General features: G+C 59.3%; 17 protein-coding genes. 8 read left to right on the forward strand and 9 right to left on the reverse strand.

Features of this window, described 5'->3' with window-relative positions; all coding sequences use genetic code 11:
- Nucleotides 1-37 precede the first annotated feature (37 nt).
- Both ACXAGD_RS06625 and ACXAGD_RS06630 read right to left on the reverse strand, forming a co-directional pair.
- Nucleotides 38-697: a DsbA family oxidoreductase gene (locus ACXAGD_RS06625; protein ID WP_475209197.1), complete on the reverse strand. Its 660-nt coding sequence runs from the start codon at nucleotides 695-697 to the stop codon at nucleotides 38-40.
- Nucleotides 694-2,211: a class I adenylate-forming enzyme family protein gene (locus ACXAGD_RS06630; RefSeq protein WP_475209198.1), complete on the reverse strand. Its 1,518-nt coding sequence runs from the start codon at nucleotides 2,209-2,211 to the stop codon at nucleotides 694-696. The genes ACXAGD_RS06625 and ACXAGD_RS06630 overlap by 4 nt, the downstream gene beginning before the upstream one ends.
- 65 nt (nucleotides 2,212-2,276) lie before the next feature.
- On the opposite strand from ACXAGD_RS06630, the gene ACXAGD_RS06635 reads away from it, so the two are divergent.
- A complete protein-coding gene (locus ACXAGD_RS06635) occupies nucleotides 2,277-2,900 on the forward strand; it encodes a helix-turn-helix domain-containing protein (protein WP_475209199.1) in 624 nt (207 codons plus the stop codon).
- Here the strand turns inward: ACXAGD_RS06635 and ACXAGD_RS06640 are convergent.
- Nucleotides 2,889-3,125 carry a hypothetical protein gene (locus tag ACXAGD_RS06640; protein WP_170325112.1) on the reverse strand — a complete coding sequence of 79 codons (237 nt, stop codon included), beginning with the start codon at nucleotides 3,123-3,125 and terminating at the stop codon, nucleotides 2,889-2,891. The genes ACXAGD_RS06635 and ACXAGD_RS06640 overlap by 12 nt on opposite strands.
- 539 nt (nucleotides 3,126-3,664) lie before the next feature.
- Nucleotides 3,665-5,479 carry an extracellular solute-binding protein gene (locus ACXAGD_RS06645; protein WP_475209200.1) on the reverse strand — a complete coding sequence of 605 codons (1,815 nt, stop codon included), beginning with the start codon at nucleotides 5,477-5,479 and terminating at the stop codon, nucleotides 3,665-3,667.
- A 292-nt stretch (nucleotides 5,480-5,771) separates the two neighbouring features.
- Here ACXAGD_RS06645 and ACXAGD_RS06650 point away from each other — a divergent pair, with 292 nt between their 5' ends.
- Entirely contained in the window at nucleotides 5,772-6,545 is a 774-nt protein-coding gene (locus ACXAGD_RS06650) for a 3-hydroxybutyrate dehydrogenase (protein WP_475209201.1), read from the forward strand.
- On the forward strand, nucleotides 6,523-7,587 hold the full coding sequence (locus tag ACXAGD_RS06655; RefSeq protein WP_475209202.1) for a patatin-like phospholipase family protein: 1,065 nt from the start codon (nucleotides 6,523-6,525) through the stop codon (nucleotides 7,585-7,587). The genes ACXAGD_RS06650 and ACXAGD_RS06655 overlap by 23 nt, the downstream gene beginning before the upstream one ends.
- On the opposite strand, the gene ACXAGD_RS06660 is transcribed toward ACXAGD_RS06655, so the two are convergent.
- The 4 genes from ACXAGD_RS06660 to ACXAGD_RS06675 form a co-directional block, all read right to left on the reverse strand.
- A complete protein-coding gene (locus ACXAGD_RS06660; protein WP_475209203.1) occupies nucleotides 7,588-8,265 on the reverse strand; it encodes a DUF502 domain-containing protein in 678 nt (225 codons plus the stop codon). It lies immediately after the preceding gene.
- A 64-nt stretch (nucleotides 8,266-8,329) separates the two neighbouring features.
- On the reverse strand, nucleotides 8,330-9,244 hold the full coding sequence (locus tag ACXAGD_RS06665) for a pseudouridine-5'-phosphate glycosidase (protein ID WP_475209204.1): 915 nt from the start codon (nucleotides 9,242-9,244) through the stop codon (nucleotides 8,330-8,332).
- The gene (locus ACXAGD_RS06670) at nucleotides 9,241-10,134 is read right to left on the reverse strand and encodes a PfkB family carbohydrate kinase (RefSeq protein WP_475209205.1); all 894 of its coding nucleotides are present in this window, start codon (nucleotides 10,132-10,134) and stop codon (nucleotides 9,241-9,243) included. Before ACXAGD_RS06670 ends, ACXAGD_RS06665 begins: the two co-directional genes overlap by 4 nt.
- Nucleotides 10,135-10,179: 45 nt before the next feature.
- On the reverse strand, nucleotides 10,180-10,797 hold the full coding sequence (locus ACXAGD_RS06675; protein WP_475209206.1) for a thiamine phosphate synthase: 618 nt from the start codon (nucleotides 10,795-10,797) through the stop codon (nucleotides 10,180-10,182).
- 153 nt (nucleotides 10,798-10,950) lie between these two features.
- Here ACXAGD_RS06675 and ACXAGD_RS06680 point away from each other — a divergent pair, with 153 nt between their 5' ends.
- From ACXAGD_RS06680 to ACXAGD_RS06695, 4 genes are all read left to right on the forward strand, one after another.
- The gene (locus ACXAGD_RS06680) at nucleotides 10,951-11,694 is read left to right on the forward strand and encodes an RNA methyltransferase (protein ID WP_475209207.1); all 744 of its coding nucleotides are present in this window, start codon (nucleotides 10,951-10,953) and stop codon (nucleotides 11,692-11,694) included.
- 60 nt (nucleotides 11,695-11,754) lie between these two features.
- Nucleotides 11,755-12,900: a heme A synthase gene (gene ctaA / locus ACXAGD_RS06685; RefSeq protein ID WP_475209208.1), complete on the forward strand. Its 1,146-nt coding sequence runs from the start codon at nucleotides 11,755-11,757 to the stop codon at nucleotides 12,898-12,900.
- A gap of 5 nt (nucleotides 12,901-12,905) precedes the next feature.
- Nucleotides 12,906-14,375 (forward strand): carboxypeptidase M32, encoded by a 1,470-nt coding sequence (locus ACXAGD_RS06690; RefSeq protein WP_475209209.1) that lies wholly within the window; start codon nucleotides 12,906-12,908, stop codon nucleotides 14,373-14,375.
- A 156-nt stretch (nucleotides 14,376-14,531) separates the two neighbouring features.
- On the forward strand, nucleotides 14,532-15,728 hold the full coding sequence (locus ACXAGD_RS06695; protein WP_475209210.1) for a DsbA family protein: 1,197 nt from the start codon (nucleotides 14,532-14,534) through the stop codon (nucleotides 15,726-15,728).
- Between the two features lie 10 nt (nucleotides 15,729-15,738).
- Here the strand turns inward: ACXAGD_RS06695 and gyrA are convergent, their stop codons facing one another.
- A complete protein-coding gene (gyrA, locus tag ACXAGD_RS06700; RefSeq protein ID WP_475209211.1) occupies nucleotides 15,739-18,474 on the reverse strand; it encodes a DNA gyrase subunit A in 2,736 nt (911 codons plus the stop codon).
- 194 nt (nucleotides 18,475-18,668) lie between these two features.
- Between gyrA and ACXAGD_RS06705 the strand changes: the two genes are divergently transcribed.
- Nucleotides 18,669-18,938, forward strand: a complete 270-nt coding sequence (locus tag ACXAGD_RS06705) for an usg protein (protein ID WP_475209212.1) — start codon at nucleotides 18,669-18,671, stop codon at nucleotides 18,936-18,938.
- Nucleotides 18,939-19,032: the final 94 nt, after the last annotated feature.

Raw genomic sequence — 19,032 nt, forward strand, 5'->3', positions numbered from 1 at the left:
AGGCGGCGCTAGGTTTCAATGCGCACAGACCCCTGTGCTAATTTGCAGGGGAGGCCTCAATCTGAGACATGATCTCGCCAATCACTTTTTCCCACATTTCAGGGGGTTGCGCGCCGGGAACAGCGTGTTGATTGGCGACGATGAAGGTTGGCACCGAATTGACGCCCATCTGACGCGAATGGCTGTCCCGATTGTGAATATCTTCCCGATCTGCGTCCGATTTCAGAAGTTTCAGCACAACGGCCGCGTCCATGCCGACAGCGTCGGCGATGTCGGCCAGAACCTCATGGTCGCCAATATCGCGGGCCTGCACGAAATAGGCGTCGAACAGGGCGTCCACGACCTCATTCTGCTTGCCCTCAATACCCGCCCAGTGGATCAGACGATGGGCGTCCAGCGTGTTGGGGGTGCGCTTCATGCCTTCGAAATCAATTTTCAGCCCGGCATTCTCGGCATGTTCGACCACAGGCGCATAGGCGCGCACGGCACCATCCTTGCCGCCGAACTTGCGCTCCAGATACTCGCGCCGGTCCATGCCTTCATCAGGCATGTCGGGGTTCAACTGAAACGGATGCCATTCGATCACCATAGGATGATCCGGAAGCGCGGCCAGTGCTTTGTCCAGATGGGTCTTACCGATATAGCACCACGGGCAGATCGGGTCGGACATGATGTCGAGTTTGACGGTCTGGGTCATGGTGTGGTCGCCTTGAAATAGGCCGGCAGCGCCCGGCGCAGGAGTTTTCCGTTCCCGCCGGTCGGCAGTTCAGGCAGGTGAATGAACGCGCGCGGCTGTTTGTAGCGCGCCAGATTTGCTTCCACATAGGTTTGCAGGGCGGAATCGTCCAGCTTTTCCGGCCCGGTATAGAAGGCAGCTATGACGAATGTGTCCTCTTTGACCTCAACTGCCGCCGCGCCGACCTGCGTGATGCCGGGGAATTTGGACAGAGCAGCTTCGACCTCCACCGGTGAGACGCGATAGCCACCTGCATTCATCATGTCATCGTCGCGGCCCAAGTAGGTGATCTGCCCATCGACCGCCATGGCACCCTGATCGCCAGTTAGAAACCAGTCACCCTGCATCCGCGCCTCGGCCTCGTCTGGGGCATTCAGATAAGTCAGCATCAGGCCGGGATCGGACCGGTGAATGGCGATGGTGCCTTCCTGACCTTGAGGAACGGGCCCATCCGGCCCTAGGATCGCGATCCGGCGGCCAGGCTGTGGTTGTCCCAACGACTCGCCGCGTGCCGGGTGGGCCGGGCTGGACGAAATGAAGGTGGAACACTCAGACATGCCATAGGCTTCGTAGAGTTCGGTCCCGGTTGCCTCGACCCATTGTGTGTGCAGGTGCCGCGACAGTTTCTCGCCGGCGCACAGGCCATGTCGGAGTGTGGAAAGGTGCAGGTTGTCCGGCGTTTTCAGCAGCTTTCGAAACACACCAGGGGCTGCAGCAAAAATTGTCGCCCGATGCTGCCGCAGCAAGGCGGACAGGGCGTCCGGGTCGGTTCCAGGTTCAGGGATCAGGGCGGTTGCGCCTATGGTCCAAGGGTCCATCAACCCGGTGCCCAGCGTATAGGTCCAGTTAAACGCGCCCGCATGGCACAGACGATCCGTGTCTCGCAGCCCGTACCAGCCATCCACCATCATCTGTCGCGCCCAGATCGCACGATGCGCGTGGGCCACCGCGCGCGGCTTGCCGGACGTGCCCGAGGTATAGACGACATATGCCAGCCTCTCAGGATCGCCCATCTGAAATTCGGCCGGGGGCAGGGTGCGCATTTCGGTGAGCTCGGACACCGTGATCTGCAGCAGGTGCGGCGCGCAGGCGACGGCCGGGTCTCGCAGGATGGCAGCGGGTTGCAGATCCGCGATCATACGTTCGGTTTCCGGCTCGGTCAGTTGTGAGGATGTCGGGACAGGCACGATCCCTGCGGCAATCGCCCCGAGGTAGGCAATCGGAAAATCTACCGTGTTTCCCAACCGCATCAGGACAATGTCACCCGGCTTCAGCCCTGCGCGCAGCAAGCCGGTGGCGGTGCCCAAAATGGCTGATTTCAGCGCGTGATAGCTCCAGTCCTCGGCCCCATCGGACCGCAGAACCGACAACGCGATCTTATCCGGATCATTATCCGCTTGGCGCAGCACATGTGCAGCCAGATTGAAAGGCGCGGGGCAGGGCGATGGCGGCCCCTGATCAAAAACAGACAGCATGGCAACTGGCTACCTTGGCGCTTGGCGCGTTGCAAGCGGGACAGGCTGGGCCTATAGAGTTGCGCATGAGCACCAATGAACAGCCATCCCTGATCCGAATTGCCCGGGACTCGGGCAACCACGCCGAGCTTGAGCCGCTTGATCTGGGGGCACGCGTCCGTCAGCTGCGCAAGGCGCGGAACTGGACGCTGGAACAGGCCGCCACTCAGGCAGGGCTTGCACGCTCGACCCTCAGTAAGATCGAAAACGGGCAGATGTCGCCCACTTATGATGCGCTGAAAAAGCTGGCGATCGGGTTGGAGATTTCGGTGCCGCAGTTGTTCACGCCGCCGCAACGCGATCAGGTTATCGGGCGCATGGCGGTGACCCGGATGGGCGAAGGGGCCGCACATCCAACGACGACCTATGAACATGAACTGCTGGCCGAAAACCTAACGAAAAAGCAGATGCTGCCTTATCGTGCCCGCGTACGCGCGCGATCAATGGATGAGTTTGAAGGCTGGGTGCGCCACGATGGCGAAGAATTCCTTTACGTACTGACAGGGGTCGTTCAGCTTTACACCGAGTTCTACGAACCCGTCGAAATGCGTCGGGGGGACAGCGCTTATTACGACGGCAGTATGGGGCACAACGTGATCTCGGTCAGTGACGAGGATGCGTTGATCCTCTGGGTCACGTCACTTGCTTAAAGATCGGCTGAACTCGCGGTTCAGGCCTTCGGTAAACAGAAAATCCTCAAGCTCTTCGTGTGCTTCATTCACGGTCAGGTGGTGTCGTTCGGCCAGATATGCTTCGAACCCTTTGCGGTCTTTGCTCAGCCGCACCTTGTCCTGATCGCGCAGGTTCGGAAAACGCCGTTTTGCGCGGGAATACATAGCGTCCCAGTCTTGCGTCAGGTCAGTCCAGTTCAACATTTGTCAGCTTTCCGTATCTCGGTTTTCACGGCTGCTCGGCTCTCATTTCAGGGTACGGAGGGCACAGTGGTCAGCGCGCATGACAAAATGTCGCACCTTGTCTGATCTGACGTTGGGTCAAGGAGGCCCGCCACGCTGATCGCGCGACGGGCCTACGGACCTGAGGTGTGAGTGAGTGGAGGCCGGTCCGCAAAACCAAAGTGTGACGCGTCGAATGATCAGCTATCTAACGAATAAATCAGAATTAATCCGGTCAAACGGAGCGTTTAATTACAGATAGGCTATAACGTCGAGGTGCGATCCGTAAAGTCCTTGTGGCTATTTTTTGGGCTTTAGCTAAAAATCCGCATCGGTACAATATGTAGGCTAACTGAAGTTGGCTCTTTGCAATATGTGGTTGGGGGTAGCGCGTGTGCCGAAATCCGCCGAAAGGTGCGACCATTTGGCATGGTGCGCCCACGTATAGAAAACCTCCGATATGAGAATCCTGCGTGTCAAATGTCATTGGGCCGATCACGAAGATGATCAGCCCGATTTGATCACTCTTCGTACCACCAGACCTGTGGCATGTATTCCGGCCCGTCTCCATAGATCGGCAGCGTTTCGGGTTGCTTCAGCTCTTTGGCATGAGCGATGCGCCCGACGTCGAAATTCCAGATCGGAATGACATAGCGCCCGGCGGTCAGAACCCGGTCCAAAGCGCGGGTGGCTGCCACGAAATCCTCGTGACTTTCCGAGGCCAGCATTGCGTCAATCAGCCCGTCTACAGCCGGAGAGGCAACACCCATCAGGTTCCGTGTGCCCGGAGTGTCGGCATTTTCGCTACCCCAATACAGGCGCTGTTCGTTGCCCGGTGACAGGGACAGGGCGCGGCGGAAAAAGGTCATGTCGAAATCCAACTCGGCATTGCGGCCAGTGAATTGAGCACTGTCCACCTGTTCGACGGTGATCTGAATCCCCAGCCGTTCGAGAGCGCGGGTATAGATCTCGATGGCGGTCTGGCTTTCGGTATCGCCCTGTTGCAGCAATACGGTGATAGCGAAGTCTTCGCCGTTCTGATTGCGCAGAACGCCGTCTTGAACGGTCCAGCCTGCCTCGGCCAGCAATTTGTTTGCTTGCCGTATGTTGGCGCGGTTGCGGGCCGAGCCGTCACCTTCTGGCAATGCATAACCGTCCAGCGCACCTGGGGGCAGGTCGTCGGCATAGGGCTGCAACAACTCGGCAACGCGGCCGGTGGCCGGGCCGGGCTGCATACCCAGATCAGACCCCGAAAAATACGAGGCGATCCGGGGCTGTGCGCCGCCGGTGATCGTGTCGTTGATGAACTCGAAGTTGAACGCCAGCAGCAACGCTTCGCGCACGCGCCAGTCATCGAAGGGCGCCTTGCGGGTATTCATCACAAACCCGGTCATTCCCGAAGGTTTACCGTGTGGGATTTCGGTCTTGATGACATCGCCGCGTTGCACGGCGGGAAAACTATACTGGCTGTCCCACTTGTCAGCGTTGAACTCTCGTACAGCCGTCAGTTCGCCAGCCTTGAACGCCTCGAACAGAACTGTGCCGTCGCCGTAGAATTCGATCCGCATCTCATCGAGGTTCATGGTGCCACGGCGGAAGGGGACATCAGCGCCCCAATAGTCGGGATTTCGGCGCAGGGTCACATAGCGACCGGCCTCATAATCATCGACGACATAAGGGCCCGAACCGACGGGCACGTCATGTAGTGCGGCGTCTGCGAAATCCTTCCCCTCCCACTGCGCCTTTTGCAGAATCGGACGCAGGCCGGCGATCAACGCCAGTTCCCGGTCCGGTTCGTTGAAGGTGATCCGCACCGTGCGTGGGCCAGTTTGTTCTATGCTGTCGATCTTGCCCCACAGCCCGCGATAGCGCAGGTGACCTTCGGTGCCCAAGGTCTGGTACGACCAGATGACATCGTCCACGGTCACTGGGCTACCATCCGAGAATCGGGCGCTTTCGCGCAAGGTGAATTCCACCCAGGACCGGTCTGGCGCGGTCTCAACTGATTCGGCTAACAACCCGTAAAGAGTGAAAGGTTCGTCCCAGGACCGGCCCATCAGGCTTTCGTGGGTCCAGAACCGCAGTTGCCAGGGAACGGTGCCTTTCTGAACGAAGGGGTTCAGACTGTTGAAGCCGCCGGTATTTCCGAAAACAACTTTACCGCCTTTGGGTGCATCCGGGTTGGCATAGGGTAGGGACACAAAATCCGGTGGTAGGGCGGGGTCACCGTACATAGCTATGCCATGGGCCGATTCTGCATGGGCAATTGTGGCGGCAAAAACAGTGGCGATTCCCGCAATCACAGGGCGAACGGGGCGTAGAAAATCGGGGCGCATTTTGGAAACAATCCTGCTCTGGCCTTATTTTGTTGGGATTCACCGTACCGATGATTTTTCTTGTTTTCAAACTTTTAGCTTGGACGAAGGCGGGGAATTGCGTATAAAGGGTGCACTGCTCGATAGGTTTCTTGCCTGTATGAAACCTGCCTCAATAACTTAACGCCCGCTTCGTGCGGGCGTTTTTTTTGGCAATTTTTCGTGTGGCTCCGGAACCCTGATGTTTCCCCGTTTTCTTTGCAGATGCAGCATGGCACTGTGCGCACAAAGTGGATTTTGAGGGAGAGAGCCCATGAACCTTTCGGGAAAAACAGCGATCATTACGGGATCGAATTCGGGGATCGGTTTGGGCGTCGCGCGCGAACTGGCGAAAGCCGGTGCCGATGTGGTTCTGAACTCGTTCACTGACCGGGAAGAGGATCACGCACTGGCCGCAGAGATCGCGCAAGAGACCGGTACCAAGGCACGCTACATCAAGGCGGACATGTCTGTTGGCGGCGAATGCCGCGCGCTGATCGAAAAGGCTGGGGCTTGCGACATCCTGGTGAACAACGCAGGCATTCAGCACGTCGCGCCGATCGATCAGTTCCCGGTCGATAAATGGGATGCGATCATCGCGATCAACATGAACTCGGCCTATCACACCATGGCGGCAGCTCTGCCGATGATGCGCGCGGCTGGGTGGGGACGGATCGTGAATATCGCCTCGGCGCACGGGTTGACCGCGTCACCTTATAAGGCCGCCTATATCGCGGCCAAGCACGGCGTTGTGGGGATGACCAAGACGGTGGCACTGGAAACTGCGCAAGAGCCGATCACCTGCAATGCGATCTGCCCGGGTTATGTCCTGACGCCGCTGGTCGAGGCACAGATCCCCGATACGATGAAAGAATACAACATGAGCCGCGAGGACGTGATCAAGAACGTCATGCTGGAACGTCAGCCCTCGAAAGAGTTTGCGACCGTTGAGCAGCTGGGTGGCACCACGGTGTTCCTGTGCTCGGATGCGGCGGCGCAGATCACGGGGACGACGATCTCGGTGGATGGTGGCTGGACAGCTCTCTGATTCAGGAGGCCCAAAGGTGAAACGGATCAATCTGGCATTGCAGGGCGGTGGCGCGCATGGCGCGTTCACCTGGGGCGTTCTCGACCGGCTGCTGGATGAGGAAGACATCGAGGTTGCGGCAATCACCGGAACCTCGGCCGGGGCGTTAAACGGTGCGGCCTTTAAGTCCGGCATGGTTCGGGATGGGCGCGACGGTGCACGCGCCAATTTGAACGGGCTGTGGGAGCGTATGGGTGCCGTCGGTGACATGCGCCTAGCAAACTGGATGCAGGCGATTGAGCCGGCTCAGGTCGCGCAGGCGATGGAGTATTCTCTGCCGTTTTCCGTCGGGGATGCGTGGTCTCGACTGGTGTCCCCGTACGCGTATGGCCCGTTCTACCGCAACCCGTTGGAGCCGGTGGTGGACCGGTTCAACTTCGATGAAATCTGCGCCGACGAAGGCCCGCGTTTGCATGTCTGCGCCACCTGCGTGCGCAGCGGCAAAATCCGGGTGTTCACCGGGGATGAGATTTCGACGAATGCGATTCTGGCCTCGGCCTGCTTGCCGACCCTGTTTCAGGCGGTTGAGATTTTTGACCCCAAGTCGGGGCGGACCGAGGCGTATTGGGATGGAGGTTATACCGGCAACCCGGCGCTTTACCCGCTGTTCAACACCGATCTGCCTGATGATGTGGTGATCGTGAACATCAACCCGCTGGAACGCGACGAGGTGCCGAAGACACCGCAGCAAATCCAGAACCGGATCAACGAGATCAGCTTTAACTCATCCCTGTTCCGCGAGCTACGCGCGATCAGTTTCGTTCAGCGCTTGCTAGAGCAAGGTAAGCTGAAGGCGGGTGAGATGAGCCGCGTTCTGATCCACATGATTGCGGATGACGAGTTGATGAATGATCTGTCGGTAGCGACGAAGACAGTTCCGAACCCTGTAATCCTGCATAAGCTGAAAGAGGCCGGACGCGCGGCGGCTCATCGATTTATCTTCGATCACAAAGCCGATCTGAGCGAGCGTAGCACGGTCGACCTGCCTGAAATGTTTGGCTGATTATTCCGGCGGCTGTGTCGGGTCTTTCTCGTTCGGGTAAACAAGCCCGGCGGAAATCACAAGCTTCGCGGCCTCTTCGATCGACATGTCCAGCAGGATCACGTCCTCTTCTGGGAAGAACAACAGAAAGCCTGAGGTCGGGTTGGGCGTGGTCGGGACAAATATGCTGAGTAGTTCACCGCCGGTTTCAGCGCGCTCGCTGACCTCGCCCCTTGCGGTGGTCGAGACGAAACCAATCGCCCAGATTCCGCGGCGGGGGTACTGTATCAGGCAGGCTTTTTCGAAAGACCGTTCGGTCTGCGCAAACACCGTTTCCGAGATCTGCTTGATCCCGGAATAGACCGAGCGGACCACCGGCATTCTGTCGACGACGCTTTCGGCGAAATGGATCAGTGAGCGGCCAAGGATGCCTTTAGCGATCCAACCGACAAGGACAGTGAAGATCAGGAAGATCACCACTCCGACGCCGCGCAGATTGACGCCCACATATTCTTCGGGCTGGAACTGCTGTGGGATCAGCGGCAGCACCGCGCTGTCGACCCATCCCACTACGGACCAGATCAGCCAAACAGTCAGCCATACAGGCGCAATGACGACGATACCCGTCAGAAATGACGCGCGCAGTCGGGAAAACAAGCCCGGTCGGCGGTGAGGTTCTTCGTCAAAAGGCGTGTTCATTGCAGTCCTGAGTGGTTCGCCGATTTAGTTAAGCAGTCCGGGGCCTTGGTACAATAGGTTTATGTCACGCTGACCTTTCCGTGAGTGCGCGTGCGATCCCGGCGGCCAGTTTGGCGTTGTTGCGCACGAGGGCGATATTGGCGGTCAGCGAACGGCCCTCGGTCTGTTCGTAAATCCGCTGCAACAGGTAAGGCGTGACGCCCTTGCCAGTGATCCGGTGCGTTTCAGCGTCGGCTTGGGCTGAGGCGATGATTGGGGCCAGTTCCTCGGCCGGGATCTGATCGGCCGCAGGGATTGGGTTGGCGATCAATTGCCCTCCGGGCAGGCCAAGCGCGCGGCGGGTGGCGTGGGCCTTGGCAATTTCCTTGGCGCTGTCCATGCGCAGGGGCGCGGCATAGGGCGATTGGGCGGACCAGAAGGCGGGGAATTCGTCCTGACCATGGGCGATGACCGGAACACCGAGCGTCTCCAGCACCTCAAGCGTTTTGGCCAGATCGAGGATCGCCTTTGCACCAGCCGCCACAACCGTCACCGGCGTCTGCGCCAGCTCGTGCAAGTCGGCAGAGATATCGAAAGAGGTCTCGGCCCCTTGGTGTACACCGCCGATACCGCCGGTAGCAAAGACGTCGATCCCGGCGAAGTTGGCGGCAATCATGGTGGCGGCCACTGTAGTGGCACCCGTTCCACCTGTTGCGATGCAAGCTGCCATATCGGCGCGCGACAGTTTGGCGACGCCCTGCGCCTGACCCAGCGATTTGAGCTGATCGGCTTCGAGCCCAACATTCAGAACGCCGTCGATCACCGCGATGGTTGCCGGTACCGCACCCGCGTCACGAATGTCCTGTTCCACTTGTGCCGCGACCTCGATGTTCTGAGGGTAGGGCATCCCGTGGGTAATGATCGTGCTTTCCAACGCGACGATGGGCTGGCCCGTTTCTTTTGCAGTGCGGACTTCGGCGGAATAGTGAATTTCGATCACAGTGGTGTTTCTCCGGAAACGTAAGTTGCGGCGGCGTGCAGGGCACGGGTCAGCGCCTCATCGGCTGAGGCCCCTGTGGCCTCTGACGCGATATGCGCCGCCATGAAGGTGTCGCCTGCGCCGGTCACGCGGGTGACCAGAACGGACGGGGGTGTTTGGGTCAGAATCTCGTCAGCGCTGCCGACGGTGGCCGAATTGCCGCCATCCGTGACCAGCACCCGCAGCGCACCGCGGTTCAGCAGACCCTTGGCGGCGGATTCGGAGTCGGTGAACTCGCGCTGGCACAGGATTCCGGCCTCTTCCAAGTTCACGTAAAGCGTCGCGCGGGCGTGCTTCAGAAACGGTAGCAGCCGTTCTGCCTTACCGGGTGAGGCCGGGGCGACCCGCAGATCGGCGCGCGCAAAGGCGGGGCTTTGGGCGATTTCTTCTAGCAGGGTTAGCGTCAGGTTGCCATCTAGCGCGATGGGGCCTTCGAACGGCGTATTCTCATACCCCAATGGCCCGTGCATCAGTGGGCGCAGAATCTTGGCCCCTGCGGCCTCAAGCGAATGGGCGTCGGCGATCGCGGCGATCAGGCCATTGGCGCCTTCGACCGCCATATAGCGATCGGTCGGCAAATCCTGCGAGCGATAGATGTGATCCGTCACCATTCCCAAGCGGGCGCAGGCATTGACCAACTCGTCGCCTTCGGGATCACGGCCAATGGCGGTCAGCAGGGTCGGCGTCATGCCGAACCGCACCAATGTCATGGCGATATTCATGGCCACACCGCCGGGCAGACGGGTGATCCGACCCGGCACGTCGGACCCTTGCCGCATGGCGCTGGCCGAGCGCCCGATCACGTCCCATAGGACCGAGCCGATACACAGGATTTTGCTGTTCTGAGTCATGCCGAACTCATGCCGCAGCCCCGGCGCGGGTGCAAGGGTTAACGCTCACATTGCGTCGGTCAGGTTCTTCAGCGCCGCAACCGGGTCTTCCTGCGACCAGATTTCATCGCCGATGCCGAAGAAATCGGTATGAGGTGCAAGGGCACCGACAAGGCTCGGCGTCAGGCCGCCTTCGGCGACGACCGGAACCTCAATCATCTCGGACCACCATTGAAACAGGTCTTTTTCAGCGATGGTGCCATCGCCCAAGGCCGACGCGCCAACCGGCCCGAAGGCAACGTAGTCCGCGCCCGATTCACCGGCGCTCATGCCGTCATGGCTGGACGCTCCACAGTAGCTGCCGACGATGGCATCTGCGCCCAGTTCCTTGCGTGCAGCCCGCACGGAACGCGCCGCGTCGTCCAGATGGACCCCGTCAAGACCCAGCCGTTGTGCCAAGAGAACGTGGTTCGAGATCACAATGGCGACGTCTCGTGCATGGGCCACTTCGCGGCAGGCATCAGCGGCGCGGGCGATGGTGTCCTCATCACTACCCGCTAACGCCAGACGGATGCAGGCGATGTCAGCACTGTCCAGCACGCGGCCAAGCTGGTCGGGGAATGTGCTCAGGGTGACCGTGGGTGGGGTGATCAGGTAAATCTGCGGCTGCTCGGGGGTGTCCATTGGCGCGTCCTTCGCTTTCAGTCTTTGGCGCGGTTTAGCGGATTGCGCCGGGGAAGCAAACTTTTATGCCGGAATAACGTGCGATTGAAGGCTCGGACGGCTTGCCCTGCGCCAAAGCGCCGATTACAGCAGGCGGAACTTTCGGAGACAGCCATGCCCAGCGACAAATCTCAGCCTTCCTTTGTGCTCGTGCGCCCGCAGATGGGTGAAAACATCGGTGCCGCTGCGCGGGCGATGTGGAACTTCGGGCTGGACCGGATGCGGATTGTGGCGCCGCGCGACGGATGGCCTAACCCCAAGGCCGTGGCGATGTCCAGCGGGGCAGGCCGGCTGCTGGATGAGGCGCAGTTGTTCGACGATCTGGCCGGTGCGCTGGCAGACAGCACTTTTGTCTTCGCCACCACCGCACGACAGCGCGGTCTGACCAAACCAGTGTACAGCCCTGAACGCGCCATGCAGCTCGCGGCCGAAAAGGTTGCGGCAGGTGAGAAAGTCGCCGTGCTGTTTGGTCCCGAACGGGCAGGGCTTGAGAATGAAGATATCGCCAAGGCCAATGCCATCATCTCGGTGCCGGTGAACCCGGAATACGCTTCGCTGAATCTTGGCCAATGCGTGCTGCTGACCGCCTATGAGTGGATGCGCCAGACCGGGGACGTGGTGCATGAAGCCACCGATCTGGGCAAAGGCGACTGGGCCACGGGGATCGAGGTTGAAAAGCTGGTCGAACATTACGAGGACCGGTTGGAAGAGGCGGGCTTCTTTTACCCGCCCGAAAAGGCCGAAGGGATGAAGACCAATCTGCGCAATCTTTGGTCGCGGATGCGGATGACGCGGGCGGATGTGCAGATGCTGCACGGGATCATGCGGCAGATGGTCCGGTGGAAAGACAAGGGCTGAGGCTGGACCTATGTTCCGCTTCACCCTAGCTTGCGACAAAATCCAGGACATGAGGACAGCATGAGCGGTAAGCGCAGCATCTTCGAAGACGTCTCAGACACGGAAAAACAACAAGCCATTCAGCCCGGTATGATCGATCGGGGCAAGGGCGGTGCACGCAAGGCGATCCGTCTGTGGTTGATGGTCCTTTTCGCGTTGGTCGTTGTAATGATTGCTGTTGGTGGCCTGACCCGTTTGACCGACAGTGGGCTGTCGATCACCGAATGGCGTCCAATCACCGGAGCCATCCCGCCGATGACCGAGGCCGACTGGCAGGCCGAGTTCGACAAATACAAGGAGATTGACCAGTGGCGCATCCAGAACCAATGGATGGAACTGAGTGATTTCCAATTCATCTACTGGTGGGAATGGGGTCATCGCCAACTGGGCCGCGTGATCGGTCTGGTTTGGGCGCTTGGATTCCTTGGTTTTCTTGTTGCGCGGAAAATCCCGACCGGGTGGACCGGCAAGCTGCTGATCCCCGGCCTTCTGGGTGGCGTTCAAGGTGCCGTTGGCTGGTGGATGGTGGCATCGGGTGTGACGCAGGGTGAGGGCATGATCGCCGTTGCCAGCTATCGCTTGGCCGTTCATCTCGGCCTGGCCTTCGTGATCCTTGGTTTCCTCGCGTGGTACATTTTTGAGCTGGGCCGTGAAGAACGCGACCTGATGCAGGCTCGTCGTGCGAAAGAGGTGAAACTGTTCTCTCTGTCCACCGGCTTGATGCACTTTGCGTTCCTGCAAATCCTGATCGGTGCGTTGGTGGCCGGTATTGATGCCGGGCGGTCATACACCGACTGGCCGCTGATCGGAGGGCAGCTGTTTCCGCCAGACGCGGCGATGCTGGAACCGATGTGGCGCAACTTCTTTGAAAGCCCAGGCCTGGTGCAGTTCATCCACCGCTGTGCGGGATATCTGCTGTTTATCTTCGCCATTGTCGTCTGGCGGCGCGGCAGCACCAGCGCACACCCGCAGACGCGGTTTGCCTTCAACGCGGCCTTCGCCGCCCTGGCGCTGCAGGTGGTCATCGGGATCCTGACCGTGGTCTACGCGGCCCCGTGGCAGCTTGCCATCTTCCACCAGTTCATGGCCGTGGTCGTCTGGACACTGATCCTGCGCGCGCGGTTCCTGACCGCTTACCCAATCGCCACCTCAATTCGCGGAGCCTGACCCTAATGACTGCCTATGACGACCTGATGGCCTTTCAACGCGAAACCTCGGCTCTTGGGCAGATTGCCGGGCGGTTGGGCTGGGATCAGGAAACGGTGATGCCGCGCGGCGCGGCCCCGCAACGCGCGGAAGAGATGGCTGCGATTGAGGCGGTGCTGCACGCCCGCCGATCCGATCCGCGGGTGGCGGACTGGTTGGAGCAGGCCGACCCGCAGGACGACGTGGCCCGCGCGCAACTGCGTGACATCCGCCGATCGTATGAACGCACGGTCAAAGTGCCCGCCGATCTGGCCAAAGCCATCGCGCGTGTGACCTCTGCCGCGCAAGGCACATGGGCGCAGGCCCGTGCGAACGAAGACGTGGCGGCGTTCCTGCCTGTGCTGCAAGAAGTCGTTTCGTTGAAACGCGAAGAAGGCGCAGCGCTGGCCCAAGGCGGTGATGTTTACGACGCTATGGTCGAGGACTACGAACCCTACACAACAGGCGCACAGATTGCCGAGATTTTTGACCAGATGCGCCCGAGGCTGGTGGCCCTGCGTGCGGCCGTTCTGGATAAACCAGCGCCGCAAGCTCTGACTGGCACGTTCGACGAACTGGTGCAGATGCGCCTGTCGCAGAAATTGGCGACGACCTTCGGTTATGACCTGAACACCGGTCGCGTGGACAAGGCGGTGCACCCGTTCAGCTCGGGTAGCGGGCTGGACGTACGGATTACCACCCGAACCAGCGAGACTGACCCGTTCAACTGCTTCTATTCGACCATTCATGAGGTCGGTCACGCCGCCTATGAACAGGGCATCGATCCAGCCTTTACTCTGACGCCGCTGGGGCAGGGCGTGTCGATGGGCGTGCATGAAAGCCAAAGCCGGATCTATGAAAACCAGCTGGGCCGTTCGCGCGCCTTTACCGGCTGGCTGTATGGTCAGATGGTCGAGACATTTGGCGATTTCGGGATCGCGGATGCTGATGCCTTTTATGCCACGGTTAACGGCGTCCATAACGGCTATATCCGGACCGAGGCGGATGAGGTGCAGTACAACCTGCACATCATGCTGCGTTTTGATCTGGAACGCGCTCTGATGGCCGGTGATCTGCAGGTCAGCGATCTGGAGGCTGCGTGGAACGACCGCTTCAAGGCCGATTTCGGTTATGCGGTCGACAAGCCTTCGAACGGGTGCTTGCAGGATGTGCACTGGTCGGTCGGGTTGTTTGGTTATTTCCCAACCTATTCTCTGGGCAATGTCTATGCTGGATGCCTCTATCAGGCGCTGCGTACTGCGGTGCCGGATCTGGAAGGGCAACTGGCCGAGGGCGATACTTCTGGTGCAACCGGTTGGCTGCGCGAGAAACTGCAGCAATACGGCGGGCTTTTCGCCCCACGCGACACCATCCAACGCGCCAGCGGAATGGAGCCAGGGCCGGAGCCTCTACTTAGCTATCTCGAAGACAAGTTCGGCAGACTCTACAACCTTTAGACGTCACGTTCCCGTGTAGCGGCATGGGGTTTCGTGTCGCAGCCGTTACAGTGCCCGAAACCGTTGCCGGAGGGGCCTTTGTCATTCAGTCGCAAACTTAAAACCCAAGCTGCGAGGGCACTGACTAGCCGCGGGCTCCAAACCTCGCGCCGTTATGTGCATGAGATAAAACGGCGGCTGACCGGGCAATCGCATGTGGTCAGGTATTTCCATGATGTATCTGACCCATACAGCCTGCTGACAGTGCAAGTATTGCAGCAGCTTCAGGGCAGGTACGACATCAGTCTGCAGCCTTACCTGATTTCCGGCTCGCCACCTGACATGATACCGGCGCCCGCGAAATACCGGCACAACGCATTTCGTGACGCAGTGCGCTTGGCCAACCGCCTTGGTTTGGTTCCGCCAACGCTTTCTGACCCCGAACCACAGGCTATCGCGAAAGCCGAAGGGAAATTGGCTTACGTGTTAGACGCGGACGAGTTTGTATCGCAAGCGCAGGCTGTGACACAGGCCGTTTGGTCGGGCCAACCAATTCCGGACGGGCCGTCAGCAGAGTCACTATCCGCTAAGCAACACGGAGATCAGGTTCTGGTCTCGGTGGGTCACTACCAAGGCGGGTGCTTTGCCTATGCGGGTGAGACCTATTGGGGGCTGGACCGACTGCACTATCTGGAAACCCGGCTGCAAGAGTTGGGTCTGGGGGAAACAGGCGCGCCTATCGTGCCGGATATCGACGCAGAGCCGCCGATCGCAACGGGCGATGAGATTGAGTTCTTCTTTTCATTCCGCAGCCCGTATTCGTATCTGGCCTTTGACCGCGTTTGCGACCTTGTCCATAGAAGTCAGGCAAATCTGATCCTGAAACCTGTATTGCCTATGCTGATGCGCGGGTTGCCGGTACCACCTGCCAAGTCTTCATACATTCTGCGTGATTGCACTCGCGAGGCGCGCCGATTGGGTATCCCGTTTGGGCGCATTTCCGATCCCTTGGGTGCAGGGGTCGAGCGCGGCTACGCCCTGTTAGACTATGCAGAGGAACGCGGGCGACTGGCCGAATACTGCTCGGCCTTCTTGTCGGCTGTGTGGTCACGCGGGTTAGATGCAGCCACGGATGATGGTTTGGCCGAAATTGCGACTGCCGCAGGTTTGGATTGGGAGGATGCCAAAACCCAACTGGCGTCGTCTGCATGGCGCAATCGGGTCGAGGTCAACCAGAACCGCTTGCAAGACTTCGGGCTTTGGGGCGTGCCCAGCTTCCGCGTCAAAGGGCAGAGCATCTGGGGGCAGGACCGCCTTTGGGTAATCGCGGATCTCTTGCGGGAAGGTCCGGGGGCAAAGAAAAAGGCGCCGTAGCGCCTTTAACTTATTCCGTCGTGTCCTCGTCGCCGTCCTCATCACCCTGATCGGCGATCCAGGCGACGCTTACGACCACTTCGCCTTTGCCGGTGTTGAACACCTTCACACCGCCCGCGCTGCGGGATCGGAACGAGATACCGTCAACCGGCACCCTGATCGACTGTCCTTTGGAGGTGGCCAGCATGATCTGGTCGTCGATCTCAACCGGGAACGAAGCTACAAGTTCACCGCCGCGCATCGCCTTATCCATCGCCGCAACGCCCATGCCGCCGCGTCCGCGAACGGGGTAGTCGTGGCTGGAGCTGAGCTTGCCTGCACCACCTGCGGTGATGGTCAGGATCAGGTTTTCGGCAGCCGACATTTCGGCATAACGCTCTTGCGAGATTGCTCCGGGTGCGACTTCATCCTCATCCGTTTCGCCGTCATCCGCGATGCCTGCCACTGCGCGGCGCATCTTGAGGTAGGCTGCCCGCTCATCCGCTTCAGCTTCGAAATGACGGATCACCGACATCGAAACAACACGGTCCCCGTTGGTCAGCTTGATGCCGCGTACACCGGTGGATTCGCGCGAGTTGAAGACACGCACATCGGTGGTCCGAAAACGGATCGCGCGGCCTGAATTGGTGACCAGCATTACGTCTTCGTCTTCCGAGCAGATGCGGGCATTCACCAGCTCCACACCCTCGGGCAGCTTCATCGCGATTTTGCCGTTGCGGCGGACATTGGTGAAGTCCGACAGACGGTTGCGTCGCACGTCACCTGCACTGGTGGCGAAGACAATCTGCAGGTTTTCCCACTCTTCATCCGGGACATCCACAGGCATAATCGCTGCAATGGAAACACCGGTCGGGATGGGCAGGATGTTGACGATCGCCTTGCCCTTGCCGGTACGGCTGGACTGCGGCAGGCGCCAGGTCTTGAGCTTATAGACCATCCCTTCTGTGGTGAAGAACAGCAGCTGCGTGTGGGTGTTGGCCACGAAGAGGTTGGTAACAACATCCTCTTCCTTGGTCTGCATCCCCGACAGGCCCTTGCCGCCGCGCTTCTGGGCTCGGAAATCGGCCAGCGGCGTGCGCTTGATATAACCGCCTGAGGTGACGGTCACTACCATGTCTTCACGCTCGATCAGGTCCTCGTCTTCCATGTCGCCGGACCAGTCGACGATCTCGGTACGACGAGGCACAGCGAACTGCTCGCGGACGCTGCGCAATTCATCGCCTATGATCGACATTATGCGCTCGCGCGAGGACAGAATATCGAGGTATTCCTTGATCTTGGCGGCCAGTTCTTCCAGCTCGTCCGTGACCTCTTTGACGCCAATCTGGGTCAGGCGCTGCAGGCGCAGGTCGAGGATGGCGCGGGCCTGAACCTCGGTCAGGTTATAGGTGCCGTCGTCGTTCATCTTGGACAAAGGATCGTCGATCAGGCGCAGATAACCTTCAATCTCGGATGCAGGCCAGCGGCGGGTCATCAGTTTCTCACGCGCTTCGGCTGCGTCAGCCGACGAGCGGATGGTCGCAACCACTTCGTCGACGTTCGAAACAGCCACGGCCAGACCACACAGAATATGGCTGCGTTCCCGCGCTTTGCGCAGATCGTATGCTGTACGACGCGCAACAACATCCTCGCGGAAGTCGATGAACGAGGTTAGGAAACGGCGCAGAGTCAGTTGCTCGGGCCGACCACCGTTCAGGGCCAGCATGTTGCAGCCGAACGACGTTTGCATCGGTGAGAAACGATAGAGCTGGTTCAGCACCACCTCGGGCGTCGCATCACGCTTCAGTTCGACCACGACACGTACACCGTTACGGTCGGATTCGTCCTGTACGTGGGCGACGCCTTCAATGCGTTTTTCGCGAACTGCCTCGGCGATCTTTTCGATCATCGCAGCTTTGTTCACTTGATAGGGAATTTCGTCCACGACGATGGCGTAACGGTCCCTACGGATCTCTTCTACGCGGGTTTTGGCGCGGATAATGACGCTACCGCGGCCTTCCAGATATGCCTTACGTGCGCCAGAGCGACCCAGCATCACGCCTCCGGTCGGGAAATCAGGGCCGGGGACGTATTCGATCAGTTGCTCGGAGGTCAGGTCCGGGTCGTCGATCAGGGCCAGCGTCGCGTCGACCACTTCACCAAGGTTATGGGGCGGGATGTTCGTCGCCATACCCACGGCGATACCACCGGCACCGTTGACCAGCATGTTCGGGAAACGCGCGGGCAGGACGGTCGGTTCCCGGTCCTTGCCGTCGTAGTTGTCCTGAAAATCAACCGTCTCTTTTTCGATGTCGGCCAGTAGCGATGCGGCAGGCTTGTCCATGCGCACTTCGGTGTAACGCATGGCCGCCGGGTTATCGCCGTCCATAGAGCCAAAGTTGCCCTGACCGTCCAGCAGAGGCAAAGACATCGAGAAGTCCTGCGCCATCCGCACCAACGCGTCATAGATCGCGCTGTCGCCGTGCGGGTGGTATTTACCCATCACATCGCCAACAGGACGGGCCGATTTGCGATAGGCCTTGTCGTGCGTATTTCCTGTTTCGTGCATCGCATAGAGGATGCGGCGGTGTACAGGTTTCAGCCCGTCGCGCAGATCGGGGATCGCGCGCGAGACGATGACCGACATCGCATAGTCCAGATAGGACGTGCGCATCTCGGATTCGATGGACACCGTCGGGCCTTCGTATACGGGGCGCTCGGGCGGGGTTTCATCCATGTTTTCTGGGGTTTCTGGCGTATCGCTCACGTAAACTGCCCGTGTATTGTTCTGGGTCTATATCTTGTGGATGTACCTTATCAGACCCGGCACATAAGGTGCAAGCAAGCAACCCTTTTACTCGTAAAAAACCCCCGTAACACCAGAGTAACATATTGTTAACTAAGGATTAGGGAGTTCCTGTGTTACCATGAAGAGACCTTGCAATAAAATTGGAGGTCTGCATGGCGCAAAGCGAAACCGAATTGATGCTCAAGGGGTACGGGCTGACAACGGCGGAATTCTTCTACCACATGCCCGACTATATTCACGTTCTGAACACGTTCATCTGGCAGGATTACGATCTGGCGCCAGACCATCCGAAGCTCTTTGAATTTGTGGAGTTCTGGCAGCGCGAGATCGAAGGTCCGCTGCATTCGGTCCGGTTCACGCACCGCAAGATGATCGCGCCCGGAGAATGGCGCAACGTCGTGGGTGAATTCAGAGTAAACTGAGTATCAGGCCATATTTTTTGGCCAGTAACGATTGAAACGCATTAATTTATTTGATGCTTGGGTTAAGGTGTCGACCAAATTTTTGGTCACATAC

This window comes from Ruegeria sp. ABF4_144, from assembly GCF_056160045.1.